Raw genomic sequence first — 18561 nt, 5'->3', positions numbered from 1 at the left:
CATATCTTTTAAAAAACATTTATCCAATAAAACAATATTTATTGTGATATTTTAAATAAGTCTTGTGTGCCTCTTCAATACGACAAAGAGATAAAGTTGAAGTCAATCCCAATAAATACTTGTCATTTTTGGAAAGCAATTTTGAGTAAATTGCTTTCCCCTCAGAGGTGAATGTTAAGTAACCCAAATCAAATAACTTATCATAATTTGGTAAAAGTAATAATCCGTTGAATACATCCAGCCGTTCATCATTTGTTGAATCTTTCCAAGGTTTTATGTGAGAAGCTACTAGCATATCTGTTAATGAACATTTGCTTATAGCACATCCATCCCAATACTTAATCAAATTGTTACGAAATACCCCTTGACCTCTTCTAGACAAGATAATAGATTCTTTTTCAGTAACAGACAGATGTTGATTCTCTTTAATTTTCTCAATCTCTGATAAAATACTGTTATCGTATCGCTTACGATAATCTGATTTTAGGAAATCTAAGAATTTACGTAAACCGGAACGAAAATCAGAGATAGATTTTCTAGTACAATATTTTTCCCTTTCAGTGCAGCGTATTTCCTCTTTTCGTAAAATATCTTCAACACTTTCTTCATTTAGAGTATTATCTATACGGTAAGTCGTTGAAAGAAACTTTAATCTAGAAATATAATCACTACTAGTTTTTGGAGTTAAACCTCCTTCCGTAACCATGTAATGATAAAAATCCGATTGGATGTTCAAAAAATGTTTTTCCTTCTTGTCCATCTAATTATTGTTTATTTTCTTCATTATCTACTTCTTCCATTGCACGCATCAGAGTATTTAATACCTGATCGTATTCTTCACTCAACCAATCTAAGCAAACACTTTCTCTTTCTTGGTAAAGCAAATCATAGGCATCTGCTAAAGCTTTACGAATCAATTTTGTATCCATATCTTATTTTATGCAAATTCTATTTATTAAGTTATTCCCTATAAAAATAATATTCTGCTATTCAGTAATAAAAATTTTAGGTTTTGTTATATCTATAACTTGTTTTTGTCCAGAAATACAGTTTCCCTCTTGTTCTTTCAGAAGGTGTATTTCCAATACATTGGTATCTTTATTAGAATTAAAACCTTTACGTTTTTCGGCTACACAGAAATAATACTACACTAAACAAAAATTATTATTACAAATTTAATAAAACTACGAAAAATAGAGTTTGTATTTAATTATTTTAAATATAAAAATTACAATTTGTGGAGTTCCTTTAGATTTAATCTTTTTTCTAGAGAAGTTGGGAATTTCCATATTAAATATAGACGTTTTTTATCTATTTTTCATACCTTTGCATTATCTGAATTAAAAACATTACGATTATGATTATCGACAAACTTGAAAACATTGGAATGTATGCCTCTGTTAATCCGCTGTTTGCTCAGGCTATTGAATTTTTGAAATCAACAGACCTTAATGCTCACGAACTTGGTAAGGTAGTGCTGAAAGAAGGCGAACTGTTCGTTAATTTTGCAGCTGCCAGACCAAAGACTAAGGATGATGCAAAAATCGAAACACACAATAATTTCATCGACATCCAGATTCCTCTCACAGGTACTGAACTTATGGGATATATGCCAAGAACAGACCTTGCTGAGGCTGAATACAATACTGAAAAGGATGTAACTTTCTATCCCTGTCATGCTACTGACTATCTGACTGTTAAACCAGGTATGTTCGCTATCTTCTTCCCTGAAGATGCTCATGCTCCTGGCGTGACTGAAGTGGAACTGAAGAAAGTTATTGTAAAGGTTAGAGTGAAATAAGATATCGGTTTCCATTTACGGACCATTTGATAACGGAAGAATAGGCAAGCATTAGGCTGTCTGCCTGTTCTTCCGTTTTTGTTTTTAATTGATTTCTCTGTTTCTTCATCGTATCTGCAATATTTCCGCCTGTCCTTATCAAATTGGTATATTTCATTGCTGTTATGGTACATTTTCAGTGTTTATTATGGATTAATTTTGCAGGAAAATATAAGTAATATGACTGTGTGTATTAAATCTCTGATTCAGAATATGAATATTGTTATAGGTTGTACTATAGGGTGTAACTACTGTTATGCCAGGTGTAACTGCAACAGGTTTCATATGACTGATGATTTCTCAAAACCGGAATATATGGGCAGGAAGTTATATCTTATGGATAATCCGAAATCACATGTATGGTTTCTCACCGGAATGAGCGATTTCTCTGATTGGAAAACAGAATGGAATAATGAAATATTCAATCGTATATCTATTAATCCTCAGCATTCTTACATATTATTGACCAAGCGACCTGAACTTATTGATTTCAGAACAGACGATGAAAATGTGTGGATGGGTGTGACTGTAACCAGGGCGTCAGAGAAAAAACGTCTTACAGATTTAAAGAAACATGTTAAGGCTAAACATTATCATGCCACATTTGAACCTCTTTTTGAGGATATAGGCGAAATTGATTTTAGAGGGTTTGACTGGGTCGTTATAGGAACAGAAACCGGAAAAAGAAAAGGGAAAGTTGATGCCAGGCCAGAGTGGGTATTACATATAGCTGAACAAGCAAAAAAATGTAATATTCCTGTTTTTATGAAAGAAGATCTTTTGCCTATTATGGGTGAAGATAACATGATTCAAGAATTACCGGAACAATTTATTAAAAAAGCATGGAAAAAGAAATCATCAGTGAAATAGAGGTGCAAAGCGTGATGACCAAATCGTCTTTGCCGGTTGGAGGATTCTCTGTCAATCCGTACGTGGGATGTCCTCACGCGTGTAAGTATTGTTATGCATCGTTCATGAAGCGTTTTACCGGCCATACGGAGCCGTGGGGAACCTTTCTTGATGTGAAGCACTGGAAACCTATAGCCAATCCGCATAAATACGATGGCCAGAGGATTGTTATCGGTTCCGTTACAGACGGATATAATCCATACGAAGAGGAGTTTTGCATGACTCGCAGACTTCTGCAAGAGCTGGAAGGTACAAATGCCGAGATAATGATATGTACCAAGTCCGATTTGGTTTTGCGTGACCTCGAGTTGCTGAAGAAGTTCCCGAAGGTTACAGTATCATGGTCTATAAATACCTTGGACGAACAGTTCCGCAAGGATATGGACCGTGCCGTAAGTATCGAGCGGAGAATTGCGGCTATGAGAAAAGTGTATGAAGCAGGAATACGTACCGTGTGTTTCGTGTCGCCTATATTCCCGGGTATTACCGATGTGAAAGCTATTATTGAGCGTGTCAGGGATTTTGCCGATTTGATATGGCTTGAAAACCTCAATCTTAGGGGACAATTCAAGGGTACCATCATGAGTTACATTAAAGACAATCATCCGGATGTCCATGCCTTATATGATGAAATCTACAATAAGAAACGGATGGACTACTGGGAGTCCCTCGAAAAAGAGATTTCAATGTTCGCAAAACAAAACGGTTTCCCATACATGGTTAACGACCTCCCATACGGACGTTCCGAGAAAGGGAAACCTGTCATAGTGAATTATTTTTACCATGAGAAAATAAGGTTGAATCAGTAACACTGATTATATTGACTTGATTGATGCCACAAATTCACTGATGGTCTGTCCTGTCATCTGCTTGAAGAAACGCATCAGATGGTTAGGTTCAGAGAAATGCAGGCGGTAGGCTATCTCTTTTACAGACATGCCTGAGAAAAGAATATCGTTCTTCACTTCCTGCAGCAACCGCTGTTTCAGCAGATGTACAGCCGACAGACCGAACTCACGCACTACGGCCTTATTCAGTGTCACCCTGCTGACGTTCATCATCTCCGCATAATCCGATACATGTGTCTTCTCTGAAATATGTTTTTCCAGCAGTTCTTTGTATTGGTATGCGTAATTGTTCTGTGGAGGTGCGAAAGGAAGGTTGAAATGCCTGGCATAGAATCTGTTCAGTAACAGCAGAAACTGATACAGACATGCCACAATCATGTGGTAGCTGTCGGCAACAGGATTATGCAGCTCTCTTTTCATCTGTTGCAGGATAGTCAGGTATGTAGCCATATCTTCCTTCGGCATATCGAAAAAAGTAGGGTAGTCATGCTGATAGCAATACAGAAGTCTGTACATGAAATATTTGTCGGACAGGAAGTTGTTTATGAACTCCTCCTGAAAGATTAGAAAAGTATAGTCAAGCTTCTCCAGACAGACATGCCATTCCTGAATCTGGAAAGGGGATACTACAAGTACCATATTAGGGTGCAACTCTATCTTTCTGCCCGACAAAAGCATATAGCCTTCTGCTTTACGAAAGAAATAAAACTCAAAGAAATCAGTTTTATACCGTTTTTCAAGATTGAACCATCCCGGCTTTTCTGAACTTTCGGCCGTATTAAGAAGGAAATCTACCCCACATGAGCTTTTGGAGTATTTCAGCAGAGAAATGTGCTCAGCCGTTTCTGCCGGATAAATGCCATACGATTCTTTATACTTCATAATACTTGGTTTAATCTTTTATTAGTAAAGAAATTTATATGATGTTCTTGTGCTTCCTGCCGCATTCAGGACATTCGCCCTTGATTACAAACGATACGGAGCGCATTGTAAATCCAGGTTTCAGCTCGAATTCGGGTAAAGGAATATCATCCATGCAGAATGATTTTCTGCATGACTCGCAGTAGAAATGTATATGAGCGTCGGACAGATTGCAAACCGTTTTGCTTGTACACAGCTCATAGTTTAGTATTCCGCGTCCGTCCTCGAACGAATGTACTATGTCGTGTTCCAGAAACAGTGTCAGTACACGGAATATGCTCGATTTATCCATAGTGGCAAGTATGTCCTCCAGGTCGGTAAGGCTCACGGGGCAGGCCTGCTCTTTCAGGGCTTTCAGAACAAGTATTCTGTTTGCTGTTGGTTTTACTCCCTTAAGCTCCAGGCTTTCAGCTAAATCATTAGGTTCCATCGTCTTTTCTGATTGTTTGTTTGCATCGCGGCAAAGATATAAAAAAATAAGTACATTTGTACGCCTGTCCGTTTTTATGCAACCCGGTTGCATATACTCCCGCAAAGTGTTTATGCAACCAGGTTGTATAAAATCCATTTTATATTTGCGTCACGAAACAGAAAGATTTGAATTATGACAGAGAATAATGAACATGTACACGACCATAAGCACAATCATGCGCATAGCGGTCTGAGAGGAAGGATTACCCTTATTGTAATCACCTCGTTGTTGCTCATAGTGGCGGCAATAATTGAGAAATACGGTAACTTGTCAACCTTGCAGTTACTGTTTGTTTATCTTGTGCCTTATCTTATTGTCGGATACGGGACATTAAAAGAGGCATGCGAAGGTATAGCCGGAGGAGATGTGTTTAATGAACATTTTCTTATGGCTGTCGCTACCATAGGAGCCCTATGTATAGGTTTCCTCCCCGGTGCTGAGACAGAGTATCCGGAGGCTGTATTCGTTATGCTTTTCTTTCAGGTTGGCGAGTTGTTTGAGAGTTATGCCGAAGGAAAGAGCCGCGACAGCATTTCGCATCTTATGGACATACGTCCGGATGTGGCAAATGTGGAGAGAAATGGAAAAATCGTTACAGTTTCTCCTCAGGAAGTCAATGTAGGCGAAACAATTGTTATCAGACCAGGAGAGAAAGTTCCTTTGGACGGAGTAGTTGTGGAGGGTACATCGTCACTTAACACCATAGCGTTGACAGGCGAGAGTATGCCGCGCGAATTGTCGGTTAACGATGAGGTTATGTCCGGTTGCATAAACCTTACGGGAGTTATCCGTGTTAAGACCACAAAGAGTTTCGGAGAAAGCACTGTGTCGAAAATCATCAGTCTCATGGAAAATGCCGATGCCAGCAAGTCGCGCAGCGAATCGTTTATAACACGTTTTGCACGTGTATATACTCCTATAGTGGTTATAGCCGCACTGTTTCTTGCCGTTATTCCGCCGCTGTTTTCACCGTCGGCCTTTATGGAATCGTTCCCATTATGGCTCCATCGTGCCCTGATATTTCTGGTTGTGTCCTGTCCTTGTGCGTTGGTAATCAGTGTCCCTCTTACATTTTTCGGTGGACTTGGCGGAGCTTCACGCCGTGGTATCCTTATAAAAGGAAGCAATTATATGGATACACTTTCAAAGATTGGTACTGTGGTATTCGACAAGACCGGAACACTCACACGAGGAGAATTTGCCGTTGAGGCTGTTCATTCGGACAGGTTCAACGAACAGGAGTTGCTGCATCTTGCCGCACATGTGGAACATTTCTCCACACATCCCATAGGTGAAGCCCTTCGTTCGGCTTTTCCAAACGAGACGCACGACGGTTGCCCGGTAACTGACGTGGAAGAAATAGCCGGACATGGAATAAAGGCAAATGTGGCAGGACGTACGGTGTGTGTGGGCAATCAGAAGATGATGGACAGCATCGGTGTGAAATGGCATGATTGTCATAGGATAGGTACTATAATACATGTGGCTGTAGATGGAGAATATGCCGGCCATATCGTAATAAACGACCGTATAAAGGAAGATAGCCCTGAGGCGATAGCTTCACTGAAAAGGCTGGGAATAAGTAAAACTGTGATGCTTACCGGTGACCGTAAAGAAGTGGCTATGGATGTGGCTGGCAAGCTTGGAATAGATATCTGCCATGCGGAACTCCTTCCGGCAGACAAGGTGGAGCATGTGGAGGCTCTTCTCTCGTCTGTAGATAAAGGAAAGACTCTGGCCTTCGTGGGCGACGGAATAAACGACGCTCCTGTGCTTAAACGTGCCGATGTGGGTATAGCTATGGGCGGACTGGGAAGCGATGCTGCCATAGAGGCGTCCGATGTTGTTCTGATGGACGACAAACCTTCAAAAATAGCCGAGGCGATAAGTATCTCAAGGCGTACGATAAGGATAGCCCGCGAGAATGTCTGGTTTGCGATAGGAGTGAAGATAGCAGTCCTTGTACTAGCCTCTGTAGGTCTCAGCACCATGTGGATGGCTGTATTCGCTGATGTGGGTGTTACGGTTCTTGCCGTATTCAATGCCATGCGTGCATTGCGTAATTAATTTTGATATAACATATGATAAAAGCTATATTCTTCGATATTGACGGAACACTGGTGAGTTTTAACACCCACCGTATTCCACAGTCTGCCATAGATGCTATTTCAATGGCAAAGGCAAAAGGTGTCAGAATTTATATCTCCACCGGACGTCCTTTATCTCTTATAAACAACCTTGACGAAATAAAGCATCTGATAGACGGATATATCACAGCCAATGGAGCATTGTGCTTTTCAGACGGCAAGATAATATCATGTACACCTATCCCGAAAGAAGATGTATTGACGGTGTTGAGGTTTTCAGACGATATGAAATTCCCGTGTATGGTGGTAGGCGAGAAGGACCTTACCATGTACAATAGCGACGAGAGGACAGACCGGATATTCCGCCAGATGCTGAATGTACACAATATGAGGGAAGACAATAATGTGGAACAGATTCTGCAACAAAGAATATTGCAGCTTACGCCTGTCATTTCTGTAGCCGAGGAAAAGCAGATTATGCCGTACCTCTCCGGATGTGTTTCATCACGTTGGTATCCGGACTTCGCTGATATTACTGCCACAAATGCCAATAAGGGTAACGGTCTTCTGGATATTATATCGCACGAAGGTATCAGTATAGATGAAACAATGGCCTTCGGAGATGGAGGTAATGACTTGTCGATAATAGAAAAGGCAGGATTGGGCGTTGCTATGGGAAATGCTAATCAGGCTCTCAAAGAAGTGGCGGATTATGTTACGTCATCTGTAGATGAAGATGGGGTTTACAATGCCATGAAGAAGTTTGTACTTTAAAAGACAATGAAAGTATATAGAGTATGCTTTAATCGAAATATTCTTATTTAATAGCTGTATATAAATAAAATATATTATTTTCCTTGGTATGATTAATGTATTTTTCATAATATTTCGTATATTTGTCCACATATATCATTTTAAACTAAATCTTACCTTATGGAAAAAACCACTTTTCACTTGGGATTGATTTCAGCTGCGGCATTGCTCAGTGCATGTTCAGGTGGCGGTTCTAAAAATCAATCGGAAAACAAACAGAAGAATCCTAACGTAGTATTCCTTATAGCTGACGACCTCGGTATAGGCGATTTGAGTTGCTACGGTGCAACAAAAATCCATACTCCAAACATCGACCGTCTGGCAAGTCAGGGACTTCAGTTTGCAAATGCTTATACAACATCTTCTACAAGTACACCTACTCGTTTCGGTATTCTTACCGGTATGTATCCGTGGCGTCAGGAAAATACAGGTATCGCACCGGGTAACTCTGAATTGATTATCAATACAGAATGTACAACTATGGCCGACATGTTCAAGGCAGAAGGTTATGCTACTGCAGCCGTAGGTAAATGGCATCTCGGACTTGGCCCTAAGGGAGGTACTGATTTCAACGGGCTTATCAAGCCTAATACTCAGGATATAGGTTTCGATTATGAATACATTATTCCGGCTACGGTTGACCGTGTGCCATGCGTGTTCGTAGAAAATGGTCGTGTAGATGGACTTGATCCTAATGATCCGATAACTGTCAGCTATGACCATAAGGTGGGAGACTGGCCTACAGGTAAGGAAAATCCTGAACTTGTCAAGCTTAAACCAAGTCAGGGACACAATAATACCATCATCAACGGTATTCCTCGCATAGGATGGATGACAGGCGGTAAGTCTGCACTGTGGGATGATGAAAAGATTGCTGATATCATTACTCAGAAGGCTAAGGACTTCATAGTAAGCAACAAGGACACTACATTCTTCCTTTATATGGGAACTCAGGATGTACACGTACCTCGTGTTCCACATCCGAGATTTGCAGGAAAGAGTGGTTTGGGTACTCGTGGAGATGTTATCCTTCAGTTGGACTGGACAGTGGGCGAGATTATGAATACTCTTGACAGCCTGAATATCGCTGATAATACTATCTTTGTATTCTTGAGTGATAATGGTGCCGTTATAGACGACGGTTATCAGGATCAGGCTCGTGAACTGCTGAACGGACATACTCCTATGCTGAATTATCGCGGTGGCAAATACAGTGCATACGAGGCCGGTACACGTACTCCATTGCTTGTAAGATGGCCGGAGAAGATTAAACCAGCCGTACAGGAAGGACTTTATTCTACTGTCGATTTCTTTGCGTCATTCGCAGGTTTGTTGGGATATGAAATTCCTCAAGGACAGGCTCCTGACAGCCGTAACTATCTGAATACTCTTATCGGAACAGATACTAAGGGATGTGACTATGTAATCCAGCAGAACCTGAACAATACGCTTTCTATCGTTAAAGACGGATGGAAATATATCGAAACAAGCGATAAGCCTGCATTGGAATTCTGGACCAAGACAGAGCTTGGCAACAGTAAGGAAGTACAACTCTATAATGTAGTTGATGATCCTTCTGAAAAGAAAAATGTAGCTAAGGAAAATCCTGAAAAGACACAGGAACTTGAAAAAATCCTGATGGCAGAAAAGAACAAGTTTGAAAAGACTAAGATGTAATCAGTCTTTTAATAATCTGAATAAGCAACGCCCGATGAACGTAGTATTGACGTTTGTCGGGCGTTCGCTGTATATGCTACCTGTTGTGTGAAATATTGATAATATTTATTTTTGTACCAGATTTGAATATTGATACAAATAATGAAACGTATAACGTGGAAAAAACATCATAAATGGTTTGGCCTAATATTCGCATTCTTTATGCTTATGTTCTGCCTGAGCGGGATAGTGCTAAATCATCGTGAACTGGTGGCGGATATAAATATTGACAGAAGTTTTCTTCCGGCAGATTATAGATATAATAAATGGAATATGGGGCTTCTGCGAGGTTCTATAAAGGATAAAGATAAAGTATTTATCTATGGGAACAGTGGAATCTGGATGACTGATTCAACGGGACTGTATGTGTCTGATTTCAATGCAGGTTTACCGGAAGGTGCTGATTTCCGTAACATCAAGGCTATGACTCAGACTCCGGGCGGCTCTCTTTTTGCTGCAGGACAGTTTGGCCTGTACAGGAACGATGGAAAAGGATGGGAGAGTACACCTCTTGTACTTTCGGCTCATGAACGTATCTCCGACCTCGTATTGAAAGGGGATACCATGGTAGTAGTGGGACGTTCGTATCTCTATACTTCCGTCAGTCCTTATAATGAATTCAGCAGATTAGAATTAAAAGCTCCTGAAGGTTATGACGGCAAGGTTTCACTCTTCCGAACCGTATGGCTTATGCATAGCGGAGAAATGTTCGGTACAGTTGGGAAACTGATTATGGATGCTGTTGCAGTTATACTGATAGTGCTGTGTCTTACCGGAATTACATACTGGCTTTTACCCAAATATATAAAGAGAATCCGCATGAGCGGTAAAACAGCCACAGGAAGCATTCAGCTAATGAAGTCGTCACTTAACTGGCACGACAAACTTGGCAGATATAGTTTCATAATACTTATGTTTGTAGCATTCACAGGATGGTGTCTCCGTCCGCCTGTGCTTATAGCACTTGTTTCTTTCCGTACTCCGGCTATCCCATATACCGTTGCAGACAGCGATAATGCCTGGAACGATAGACTGCGTATGCTTCGCTATGATGCCGAATATGGTGATTGGCTACTGTCTTCATCTGAAGGTATTTTCTCTTTGGCTACACTCCGGTCTGTTCCTGTGAAATTGGAGAAGACACCTCCTGTCAGTGTTATGGGGCTTAATGTGTGGCAGAAAGACTCCTGTGGCAACTGGCTTACGGGTTCTTTTAGCGGAATGTATGTGTGGGACAGAAGCAGACAGATTTCTACTGATTATTTCACCGGAGAAAAGGCAGAAGATGTTGCAGGTCCTCCGTTCGGTAAATATGCTGTATCGGGCTATTGCGATAATATTGGAGAGAGACCTTTTGCCGTGGAGTATTATAAGGGAACGACAGCTTTACATATGTCCGAAAATCTTTCTTTTCTGCCTATGTCGCTATGGAACTTTGCGCAGGAGATACATACGGGACGTATATACACCATCCTCGGAAAAGGAACTCTTATCTATATCTTCTTTGCAGGACTGGCAGCACTGTGGTGTATTTATACAGGCTTCGTTATAAGGAGAAAAAAGCATGGATAAATAATGGTTTCTGGAGCATATATAGTGTGTTGTAATGTAATGTAATGAAAAATTGCAATTTTATTTGTATGTTTGAATATTATTCGTAATTTTGCGAACAATATTCAAACATACTATTAATGGCGAACAAAAACTATACAGAAGAGCAGGAGAGAATGGCACGTTTTGCCAAGGCCATGGGGCATCCTGCACGTATGGCTATACTGGAGTTTCTTTTGCGTCAGGAAACATGTTTCTTTGGCGATATCCACGAAGAACTGCCTATAGCCAAGGCTACAGTGTCACAGCATCTGAAAGAACTTAAGGAGGCTGGTCTGATACAGGGAGAGATAGAAACTCCGAAGGTAAAATATTGCATAAACAGAGAGAACTGGGAACTTGCCGGAAAGATGTTTTCTGCGTTCTTCGGTCAGTCTGTTTGTAAGAAAGAGAGTTGCTGCGGATGAGCAGCATCTTTTTTTGATTTCTTTGTTCGTAGTTTGACGAAATACTAATAATATCAATAAACTAAAAGATATATGAAGAAAATTGTATTAATGGCCGTTGCCTGTCTGGCGTTGGTATCGTGCGGAACAGGCACAAAGAATGAGTCGTCTGTACAAGGAGTGGAAATGGGAGTTCCTGTCCTCGATTGTGTAGAAGTGTTGTATTTTCATGGCAAACAGAGATGTGCCACCTGTATGGCAATTGAAAAGAATGCCTCAGAAGCAGTATCAAAAGAGTTTGCCGAAGAGATTAAGAAAGGCGATGTGGTATTCAGAGTGATAGATATCACAAAAGAAGAGAATGAGGCTATAGCCGAGAAGTATGAGGTGACATGGTCATCACTCTTCGTGGTAGGACATAAGAATGGTAATGAAAATGTGGAGAATATGACAGATTTCGCATTCAAGAACGCCAGACAGTCGCCTGAAGAGTTCAAGAGCGGAGTTGTAGCTAAAGTAAGGGAAATGCTTAAATAACCTGTCGTTATGGATTGGCTACAGAATTTGCTTGATAATAGTTCCACTCCCGTTCTAACAGCTTTCCTTCTCGGACTGCTGACTGCCATTTCTCCTTGTCCGCTTGCTACAAATATAGCGGCTGTTGGTTTTATAGGCAGAAATATCGAAAACAGGAGGCGGGTATTCATCAACGGACTGCTATATACCTTAGGGCGAGTACTTTCATATACTCTCCTCGGAGTTGTACTGATAATGATTCTCAAAGAAGGTTCCAGCATGTTCGGCATACAGAAGACTATCGGTACATGGGGTGAGCTACTTATCGGACCGATGCTTCTCATCATAGGAATGTTCATGCTTTTTGGTGATAAACTCAATCTGCCTAAGTTCGGTTTCAACGGTAATGCCGAAGGGCTTGCCAGGAAGGGTGGAGCAGGGGCATTGCTCATTGGAGTGCTGTTTGCACTGGCTTTTTGCCCTACGAGCGGTGTGTTCTATTTCGGGATGCTCATCCCTATGTCTGCCACAGCCACCGCAGGCTATCTGTTACCAGCTGTATTTGCTATAGCAACAGCAATACCTGTACTCATTGTGGCATGGATACTGGCCTTCAGTGTACAGCAGATGAGCAGCTTCTACGGCCGTATAAAGACAGTGCAGAAATGGCTGAACTTAATAGTTGGGATACTATTCATCGTAATAGGTATATATTATTGTTTTGTAATGTTTTTTAATCAATAAATTTATAGAATTATGGAAATTAAAGTATTAGGACCGGGTTGCAGCAAGTGTAAGACAACCTATCAGGTAGTAGAGAAAGTAATCAAGGAAAACAATCTGGATGTGAAACTTACCAAGGTGGATGACATCATGGAAATGATGAACTACAACATCATGACCACTCCTGCCATAGTAGTGGATGAAGTAGTAAAGATAAAGGGTAAGGTTCCTACAGAAAGTGAAGTAAAAGAAATTTTAGGCATTTAAATATCAGTATACAAGGTTTCAGTTACAAGTTAACAAGGTTCTCCATTCGGATGGAAGCCTTGTCAACTGATACCTTGTCAACTCGTCAACTTAAAAAATATGATACAGGATTTTGCCGAATGGCTGGTTTACGGCATATTCGGTCTTGATGCCGGAACATCTCTTGGGGTTGCCGTAAACTTCTTCTTTTACGATACGATAAAGATTCTGATACTACTGTTCTTTATCAGTGTTCTGATGGGGATAATAAACGCTTATTTCCCTATTGAACGTTTGAGAAACTATCTTGTCACACACAAGATGTACGGATTTCAGTATCTGCTAGCCTCAGTATTTGGAGCTATAACTCCTTTCTGTTCCTGCTCGTCGATACCACTTTTTATCGGTTTCGTCAAAGGAGGAATACCTTTGGGAGTGACATTTGCCTTTCTGATAACTTCACCGTTAGTCAATGAGGTGGCGGTAGCTATGTTCCTCGGCTCATTCGGTCTGAAAGTTACTTTGATTTATGTCATCAGCGGTATATTGCTGGGTGTGATAGGCGGTTTCGCATTGGGAAAGATGAACCTTTCTCCATACCTCAGTGATTGGGTAAGGCAGATACAGGCCAACTCGTCCGCACAGGCTGAGGAGTGGGAGAAAGAACATACTACGTTCCTCAAACGCTTGCCTTCAATCGTACGTGATGCCTGGAAAATAGTTAGCGGTGTACTAATCTATATCATCATAGGTATCGGAATAGGGGCCTTCATGCACGGTTTCGTACCCGAAGGTTTCTTCGAGCAGTACATGTCGAAAGACAACTGGTATGCAGTTCCGCTTTCAGTGATTCTGGCAGTGCCTATGTATGCAAATGCCGCAGATATAGTTCCGGTGATAGAGGTGTTTGTGGCCAAGGGAGTGCCTATGGGAACAGCCATAGCATTTATGATGGCCGTAGTAGGTCTGTCATTACCTGAAGCTACACTTCTAAAGAAAGTTATGACATGGCGATTGATAGGTATATTTTTCGGAACTGTAGCCTTTTTTATAATTTTGTCAGGCTATCTGTTTAACTATTTACTATAGAATATAATATGAGAATACTTATACTTTGTACAGGAAACAGCTGCCGTAGCCAGATGGCTCACGGTTTCCTCCAGTCGTTCGATGATTCTTTGGAGGTCTATTCAGGAGGAACAGAACCTGCCGCTCAGGTCAACCCTAAGGCTGTAGAAGTGATGAAAGAAGTAGGAATAGACATAAGTAATCATGTTCCTACCCATGTAAATACATATCTTGACAGTGAATGGGACTATGTGATAACCGTATGCGGAGGAGCAAACGAGAGTTGTCCGGCATTTACAGGAAAGGTAGGAAAACGCCTTCATATAGGTTTCGATGATCCGTCGCATGCCACAGGCACTGAGGAGTTCATCAACTCAGAATTCCGCAGAGTACGCGATGAGATAAAGAACGGTTTCGCCCGTTTCTATATTACAGAGATAAAGAAACAGGAACTTCCAAAATGTTCTTGCGGAGGTAAGTGCTGATAAAAGATAAAATGGTGTTACGATGCAGATGTATTACTTTTTGTGTCGTAACACTTTTTCTGTTGTATTATTTCACATAAAATTCAGAGTATAGCTCTATCTCCTTATAATTACCGTTACCATAATTATCATAGAAAGTCTTTTTTATTCTATATCTACCTGAAGTAATCTCATAAATATGTATTGGAAAGCTGAATACCATATATTCAGGGATATTGATTGGCAGAAACTCATCGTCGAATCTCAATACAGGTTTTTTATTTCTGGCTTTAATCCATACGCTGTCTTTCATATACTCCAGCTCCCAGTCGCGTCCGAAACTTAGTTGCCGCTTTTGAGGGTTAAAGACTATGGCATAGACCTCTTTAGTCGATGAATAATAATTCCCTTGAATTGTTTCCATTCTTACTTCCTGTCCTATGCTGTCGCTTGTCAGGACTGTAGCGTCGCCCGTTGTGCCCTGATATTCAGTTGCTTCCTGGTATTTATTATCTTTACATCCAATGGATAAAAAGGTAATCAAAGTTATTATGAACAGAAAAAATAAATTACAGTTTTTCATATAAAAATATTATTTGATTATTCTAACTTGAATTCTGCCGACATATACCATTCCTTCCTGCTGCCGTCAAAACCTATTCTCTTATAGACCTTATATGTCCCTGGCTTGTTATCGTTAACCAAGTTGTACATATGAGCTTTGAAATTGTATTCACGACCTTTTTCTATAAGGATACCAACGGAATTCCACACGGTGGAAGTATTCAGGACAAGCCATTCGTCCCCTTCCTTTCGGGCAATTCCATAGTCAAGGCCGAAAAACAGCATCCGGTCGTTGTTGTTGGATATTTTTACCGGAATTTCTTCTGTGCCAACAGGGTAAACAGGCTTTTCCGTTCTCATGCTGATGTCCATAGTGTCCGATGTAGTAGTGAAAGGGAGAGGTTCGGTTGGGGTTATCTTTCCGAAATCAAGGGCGGAGTAGTTCAGTATTCTTTTTCTGAACATTTCCTGATACGGCATGGCGTTGTTTACCAGACCAACCGATATCGTATCGCCGTCGTGGAGCTGACATGCGGTTGAGATGTTTTCACGTATGGTATCTGTGCGTGGAAGGCTCGTAACTTTCTTCCACATACTGTCCATCAGCTTGCGGACACCCTTGTTGTCAACCATTTCAAACTCCGCAAATGCGACTTCCGTATCGTCGTTGAACGGCTTGTATATGCGATATTTTCCGGGACGGTTGGGAGTGATGTCGGTATAGATGTGTATGGTCTGCATTCTGACGTTATGGTGCGGCGATATTATCCAGAGCATATCCTCACTTATAGGATTTACAGGTAGTGGCTCCCATGTTTTGTCTTTCTCGTTATAATAGGCTATGCTGTACTCGTCTCCGCAGGTGTACTTCCTGCCTGATTTGTTGGTTATGAACACTGTTATTTCATTTGTCGGGAGAGGGTAGTAGTCGAATTCTGTGCGCAAACTTAAAAGGGCAGGGCTGATTTCCTTTCCTGTGGGTATGCTGTTGCAGTAAGGCACGATGACGGGTATGAAAACTTCCGCACTGTCATGTCTCATGGTATCGGCAAGGACAGTGTCCGCTGCAGTTTCTTTCTGCGGCATAACGGTATCCGCTTGCAGTGTGACGGAATCTGCATGGCAGGATTCTGTTTGTCTTTTCCCTGCATTGTTGCAACCTGTCAGTAGCATTATGAGAGCAAAGAGTAATGTGGTTGTAGTTTTCATCTGGTAACGGATTTTATCTCTTCTAAGATAGATGAAATTTATGATAAAAGCAAGATATATATCAAAATGTTACTATCTTTGTCGTTAGAATGATAAAAAAACAAGTGAAATGATTATTATGGAACATACTTTTAGAAATCTCACGGAGGCTGAGATTGATACACTCATTGCACAAGGGTGTTGTGCTGAGAACTGGTCGGATGTAACTGTAGCCGAAGGCTTTGACGCTTCAAAAGTCTGGCATGTAAGGATGTCCGGCAAGATAAGGATAGGGGAGTTGAACGGCGAGTTTACCCTTGCCGGTGGAGTAAAGAAGTCATCTGGAATAAGAAATGCTACTCTGCATAATGTAACCATAGGCAACGGCTGTTGTATAGAGAATGTAAAGAACTATATCGCGAATTATGTCATTTCGGACAGAGTTTTCATCGAGAATGTTGATTGCATGATTGTGGACAAACGTTCCACTTTCGGAAACGGTACCGAAGTATCCGTGCTGAGTGAAACCGGTGGTCGTGAGGTTATAATCCATGACAAATTATCAGCTCACGAGGCTTATATAGCGGCCATGTACAGACATCGTCCTGACCTGGCTGCAAAGATGAAGTCACTGGTCATGAAATATGCTGACGAGATAGCTTCGGAATACGGCTATGTAGGCAATGACGCAATGATTGTAGATACCGGATATATCAAGAATGTGCGTATCGGAAGTTTCTGCAAGATAGAGAGTGCGGGAAGATTGAAGAACGGTAGCCTTAACAGTAACGAGAGTGCTCCTATCCATATCGGTTTCGGAGTAATCTGTGATGATTTCATCATTTCCAGCGGTTCGCATATTGAAGACGGTACCATGCTGACAAGATGTTTTGTAGGTCAGTCATGCCATATGGGACATAACTATTCTGCGTCCGATTCTCTGTTCTTCTGCAACTGTCAGGAAGAAAACGGCGAGGCTTGTGCCATCTTTGCTGGTCCTTTTACTGTTACCCATCATAAGTCAACACTTCTTATAGCCGGAATGTTCTCGTTCATGAATGCCGGTTCCGGTTCAAACCAGAGCAACCACATGTATAAGTTGGGACCTATCCACCAGGGCATTATGGAGAGAGGCGCCAAGACTGCTTCCGACTCATATATCCTATGGCCTGCACGTATCGGAGCCTTCTCTCTCGTTATGGGACGTCACGTGGCTCATCCTGACACTACCAACCTGCCTTTCTCATATCTTATAGAAGAGAAGAATACCACATACCTCATGCCTGGTGTAAACCTCCGCAGTGTGGGTACTATCCGCGATGCCCAGAAATGGCCTAAGCGTGATAATCGAAAAGATCCTTGCCGCATGGATAAGGTGAACTATAACCTTCTTAGTCCATATACCATACAGAAGATGTTCAAGGGACGTGAGATTCTGAAAGACCTTGCAAGGGTATCGGGAGAGACATCAGAGACATATTCATATCAGAGTGCCAAGATCAAAAATTCATCTCTTAATAAAGGTATAAAGTTCTATGAGACAGGTATAACCAAGTTCCTCGGAAACTCTGTGATAAAACGTCTTGAGATAACCGAATTCAAGACAGACGAGGAAATCCGCGAAAGACTCAAGCCGGACACTGCCATAGGTACAGGAGAATGGGTTGACGTTTCCGGACTTATCGCCCCTCGTAGCGAAATAGACCGTCTGATGGCTGATATCGAAAACGGAGTGCTTGATTCTGTAGAAAAGATTGATGCCCGCCTTACAGAGATGCATAATAACTACTATACATACGAGTGGACTTGGGCATATGGAAAGATGCTTGAATTCTTTGGTCTGGATGCCGATAAAATAACAAAAGAAGATATTATAAGCATCGTAGAAAAGTGGAAAGAGGCAGTAATAGGTCTTGACAGAATGGTCTATGAAGATGCCAAGAAGGAGTTCTCTCTTTCAGCCATGACAGGCTTCGGTGCCGACGGAACCAGAGAGGAACAAAGGCTTGATTTCGAACAGGTGAGAGGCGATTTTGAAAGCAATCCTTTCGTAAAAGCTGTATTGGAGCATATAAAGATAAAGAGCGAGCTTGGAGATGAACTGATAGCCAGAATGGATAGGGTGAAATGAAGAGTTGACTGATCTGTTCCTTGTTTTTTTCATAAACAATGTTTATATTTGTGTATAA

Annotated in this window: 21 protein-coding genes; 14 read left to right on the top strand and 7 right to left on the bottom strand. The window is 41.2% G+C overall.

The window, feature by feature from the left end; translation table 11 throughout:
* Positions 1-19: 19 nt before the first annotated feature.
* The gene (locus NW213_RS15415; protein ID WP_154042755.1) at positions 20-760 is read right to left on the bottom strand and encodes an HNH endonuclease; all 741 of its coding nucleotides are present in this window, start codon (positions 758-760) and stop codon (positions 20-22) included.
* Positions 761-764: 4 nt separating this feature from the next.
* A complete protein-coding gene (locus tag NW213_RS15410; RefSeq protein WP_204393751.1) occupies positions 765-929 on the bottom strand; it encodes a hypothetical protein in 165 nt (54 codons plus the stop codon).
* Positions 930-1357: 428 nt separating this feature from the next.
* Here NW213_RS15410 and NW213_RS15405 point away from each other — a divergent pair, with 428 nt between their 5' ends.
* Complete coding sequence (locus NW213_RS15405) at positions 1358-1801, top strand: YhcH/YjgK/YiaL family protein (protein WP_154042754.1); 444 nt, start codon at positions 1358-1360, stop codon at positions 1799-1801.
* Here NW213_RS15405 and NW213_RS15400 read toward each other — a convergent pair.
* The gene (locus NW213_RS15400) at positions 1788-1958 is read right to left on the bottom strand and encodes a hypothetical protein (RefSeq protein ID WP_258323334.1); all 171 of its coding nucleotides are present in this window, start codon (positions 1956-1958) and stop codon (positions 1788-1790) included. The two genes, NW213_RS15405 and NW213_RS15400, sit on opposite strands and share 14 nt — an antisense overlap.
* A 62-nt stretch (positions 1959-2020) precedes the next feature.
* Here NW213_RS15400 and NW213_RS15395 point away from each other — a divergent pair, with 62 nt between their 5' ends.
* Entirely contained in the window at positions 2021-2710 is a 690-nt protein-coding gene (locus NW213_RS15395; RefSeq protein WP_154042753.1) for a radical SAM mobile pair protein A, read from the top strand.
* Entirely contained in the window at positions 2683-3558 is an 876-nt protein-coding gene (locus NW213_RS15390; RefSeq protein ID WP_258323333.1) for a radical SAM mobile pair protein B, read from the top strand. The genes NW213_RS15395 and NW213_RS15390 overlap by 28 nt, the downstream gene beginning before the upstream one ends.
* 6 nt (positions 3559-3564) lie before the next feature.
* On the opposite strand, the gene NW213_RS15385 is transcribed toward NW213_RS15390, so the two are convergent.
* The gene (locus NW213_RS15385) at positions 3565-4479 is read right to left on the bottom strand and encodes an AraC family transcriptional regulator (protein ID WP_258323332.1); all 915 of its coding nucleotides are present in this window, start codon (positions 4477-4479) and stop codon (positions 3565-3567) included.
* 34 nt (positions 4480-4513) lie between these two features.
* Positions 4514-4948 (bottom strand): Fur family transcriptional regulator, encoded by a 435-nt coding sequence (locus NW213_RS15380; RefSeq protein WP_204393621.1) that lies wholly within the window; start codon positions 4946-4948, stop codon positions 4514-4516.
* Between the two features lie 174 nt (positions 4949-5122).
* Here NW213_RS15380 and NW213_RS15375 point away from each other — a divergent pair, with 174 nt between their 5' ends.
* The 10 genes from NW213_RS15375 (at position 5123) to NW213_RS15330 (ending at position 14641) form a co-directional block, all read left to right on the top strand.
* A complete protein-coding gene (locus NW213_RS15375; protein WP_375338163.1) occupies positions 5123-7057 on the top strand; it encodes a heavy metal translocating P-type ATPase in 1935 nt (644 codons plus the stop codon).
* 14 nt (positions 7058-7071) lie between these two features.
* Entirely contained in the window at positions 7072-7851 is a 780-nt protein-coding gene (locus NW213_RS15370) for a Cof-type HAD-IIB family hydrolase (protein ID WP_154042746.1), read from the top strand.
* A gap of 159 nt (positions 7852-8010) precedes the next feature.
* Positions 8011-9567: a sulfatase-like hydrolase/transferase gene (locus tag NW213_RS15365; protein ID WP_258323331.1), complete on the top strand. Its 1557-nt coding sequence runs from the start codon at positions 8011-8013 to the stop codon at positions 9565-9567.
* A 141-nt stretch (positions 9568-9708) separates the two neighbouring features.
* Entirely contained in the window at positions 9709-11178 is a 1470-nt protein-coding gene (locus tag NW213_RS15360; RefSeq protein WP_258323330.1) for a PepSY domain-containing protein, read from the top strand.
* Positions 11179-11297: 119 nt separating this feature from the next.
* Positions 11298-11624 (top strand): helix-turn-helix transcriptional regulator, encoded by a 327-nt coding sequence (locus NW213_RS15355; RefSeq protein ID WP_154042743.1) that lies wholly within the window; start codon positions 11298-11300, stop codon positions 11622-11624.
* Positions 11625-11696: 72 nt separating this feature from the next.
* Positions 11697-12140, top strand: coding sequence for a nitrophenyl compound nitroreductase subunit ArsF family protein (locus NW213_RS15350; protein ID WP_258323329.1), 444 nt, complete (start codon positions 11697-11699; stop codon positions 12138-12140).
* Positions 12141-12149: 9 nt separating this feature from the next.
* Positions 12150-12863, top strand: coding sequence for an aromatic aminobenezylarsenical efflux permease ArsG family transporter (locus NW213_RS15345; RefSeq protein WP_154042741.1), 714 nt, complete (start codon positions 12150-12152; stop codon positions 12861-12863).
* A 12-nt stretch (positions 12864-12875) separates the two neighbouring features.
* Positions 12876-13109: a thioredoxin family protein gene (locus NW213_RS15340; RefSeq protein ID WP_154042740.1), complete on the top strand. Its 234-nt coding sequence runs from the start codon at positions 12876-12878 to the stop codon at positions 13107-13109.
* Between the two features lie 99 nt (positions 13110-13208).
* A complete protein-coding gene (locus tag NW213_RS15335) occupies positions 13209-14177 on the top strand; it encodes a permease (RefSeq protein ID WP_258323328.1) in 969 nt (322 codons plus the stop codon).
* A gap of 8 nt (positions 14178-14185) precedes the next feature.
* Positions 14186-14641 (top strand): arsenate reductase ArsC, encoded by a 456-nt coding sequence (locus tag NW213_RS15330; protein ID WP_204393606.1) that lies wholly within the window; start codon positions 14186-14188, stop codon positions 14639-14641.
* A gap of 67 nt (positions 14642-14708) precedes the next feature.
* On the opposite strand, the gene NW213_RS15325 is transcribed toward NW213_RS15330, so the two are convergent.
* Together NW213_RS15325 and NW213_RS15320 are read right to left on the bottom strand one after the other, a co-directional pair.
* Positions 14709-15203 (bottom strand): immunoglobulin-like domain-containing protein, encoded by a 495-nt coding sequence (locus NW213_RS15325; RefSeq protein WP_258323327.1) that lies wholly within the window; start codon positions 15201-15203, stop codon positions 14709-14711.
* A gap of 17 nt (positions 15204-15220) precedes the next feature.
* Entirely contained in the window at positions 15221-16393 is a 1173-nt protein-coding gene (locus tag NW213_RS15320) for an immunoglobulin-like domain-containing protein (protein WP_258323326.1), read from the bottom strand.
* Between the two features lie 118 nt (positions 16394-16511).
* Here NW213_RS15320 and NW213_RS15315 point away from each other — a divergent pair, with 118 nt between their 5' ends.
* On the top strand, positions 16512-18503 hold the full coding sequence (locus tag NW213_RS15315; protein ID WP_258323325.1) for a DUF4954 family protein: 1992 nt from the start codon (positions 16512-16514) through the stop codon (positions 18501-18503).
* The last annotated feature ends 58 nt before the right edge of the window (positions 18504-18561 follow it).

The sequence above is a fragment of the Bacteroides sp. ET336 genome (genome assembly GCF_024733815.1).
GTDB lineage: Bacteria > Bacteroidota > Bacteroidia > Bacteroidales > Bacteroidaceae > Phocaeicola > Phocaeicola cellulolyticus.
Note: the sequence above shows the minus strand (reverse complement) of the source record. Positions and strands in the feature narration are given on the sequence as shown.

Bases quoted from the DNA above. Each gene is read 5' to 3' on its own strand.
- NW213_RS15400 (WP_258323334.1), bottom strand. From the start codon at position 1,958: ATGAAATATACCAATTTGATAAGGACAGGCGGAAATATTGCAGATACG.
- NW213_RS15360 (WP_258323330.1), top strand. From the start codon at position 9,709: ATGAAACGTATAACGTGGAAAAAACATCATAAATGGTTTGGCCTAATA.
- NW213_RS15385 (WP_258323332.1), bottom strand. From the start codon at position 4,479: ATGAAGTATAAAGAATCGTATGGCATTTATCCGGCAGAAACGGCTGAG.
- NW213_RS15355 (WP_154042743.1), top strand. From the start codon at position 11,298: ATGGCGAACAAAAACTATACAGAAGAGCAGGAGAGAATGGCACGTTTT.
- NW213_RS15415 (WP_154042755.1), bottom strand. From the start codon at position 760: ATGGACAAGAAGGAAAAACATTTTTTGAACATCCAATCGGATTTTTAT.
- NW213_RS15370 (WP_154042746.1), top strand. From the start codon at position 7,072: ATGATAAAAGCTATATTCTTCGATATTGACGGAACACTGGTGAGTTTT.
- NW213_RS15405 (WP_154042754.1), top strand. From the start codon at position 1,358: ATGATTATCGACAAACTTGAAAACATTGGAATGTATGCCTCTGTTAAT.
- NW213_RS15330 (WP_204393606.1), top strand. From the start codon at position 14,186: ATGAGAATACTTATACTTTGTACAGGAAACAGCTGCCGTAGCCAGATG.
- NW213_RS15395 (WP_154042753.1), top strand. From the start codon at position 2,021: ATGACTGTGTGTATTAAATCTCTGATTCAGAATATGAATATTGTTATA.
- NW213_RS15380 (WP_204393621.1), bottom strand. From the start codon at position 4,948: ATGGAACCTAATGATTTAGCTGAAAGCCTGGAGCTTAAGGGAGTAAAA.
- NW213_RS15325 (WP_258323327.1), bottom strand. From the start codon at position 15,203: ATGAAAAACTGTAATTTATTTTTTCTGTTCATAATAACTTTGATTACC.
- NW213_RS15345 (WP_154042741.1), top strand. From the start codon at position 12,150: ATGGATTGGCTACAGAATTTGCTTGATAATAGTTCCACTCCCGTTCTA.
- NW213_RS15315 (WP_258323325.1), top strand. From the start codon at position 16,512: ATGGAACATACTTTTAGAAATCTCACGGAGGCTGAGATTGATACACTC.
- NW213_RS15375 (WP_375338163.1), top strand. From the start codon at position 5,123: ATGACAGAGAATAATGAACATGTACACGACCATAAGCACAATCATGCG.
- NW213_RS15410 (WP_204393751.1), bottom strand. From the start codon at position 929: ATGGATACAAAATTGATTCGTAAAGCTTTAGCAGATGCCTATGATTTG.
- NW213_RS15335 (WP_258323328.1), top strand. From the start codon at position 13,209: ATGATACAGGATTTTGCCGAATGGCTGGTTTACGGCATATTCGGTCTT.
- NW213_RS15350 (WP_258323329.1), top strand. From the start codon at position 11,697: ATGAAGAAAATTGTATTAATGGCCGTTGCCTGTCTGGCGTTGGTATCG.
- NW213_RS15340 (WP_154042740.1), top strand. From the start codon at position 12,876: ATGGAAATTAAAGTATTAGGACCGGGTTGCAGCAAGTGTAAGACAACC.
- NW213_RS15390 (WP_258323333.1), top strand. From the start codon at position 2,683: ATGGAAAAAGAAATCATCAGTGAAATAGAGGTGCAAAGCGTGATGACC.
- NW213_RS15365 (WP_258323331.1), top strand. From the start codon at position 8,011: ATGGAAAAAACCACTTTTCACTTGGGATTGATTTCAGCTGCGGCATTG.
- NW213_RS15320 (WP_258323326.1), bottom strand. From the start codon at position 16,393: ATGAAAACTACAACCACATTACTCTTTGCTCTCATAATGCTACTGACA.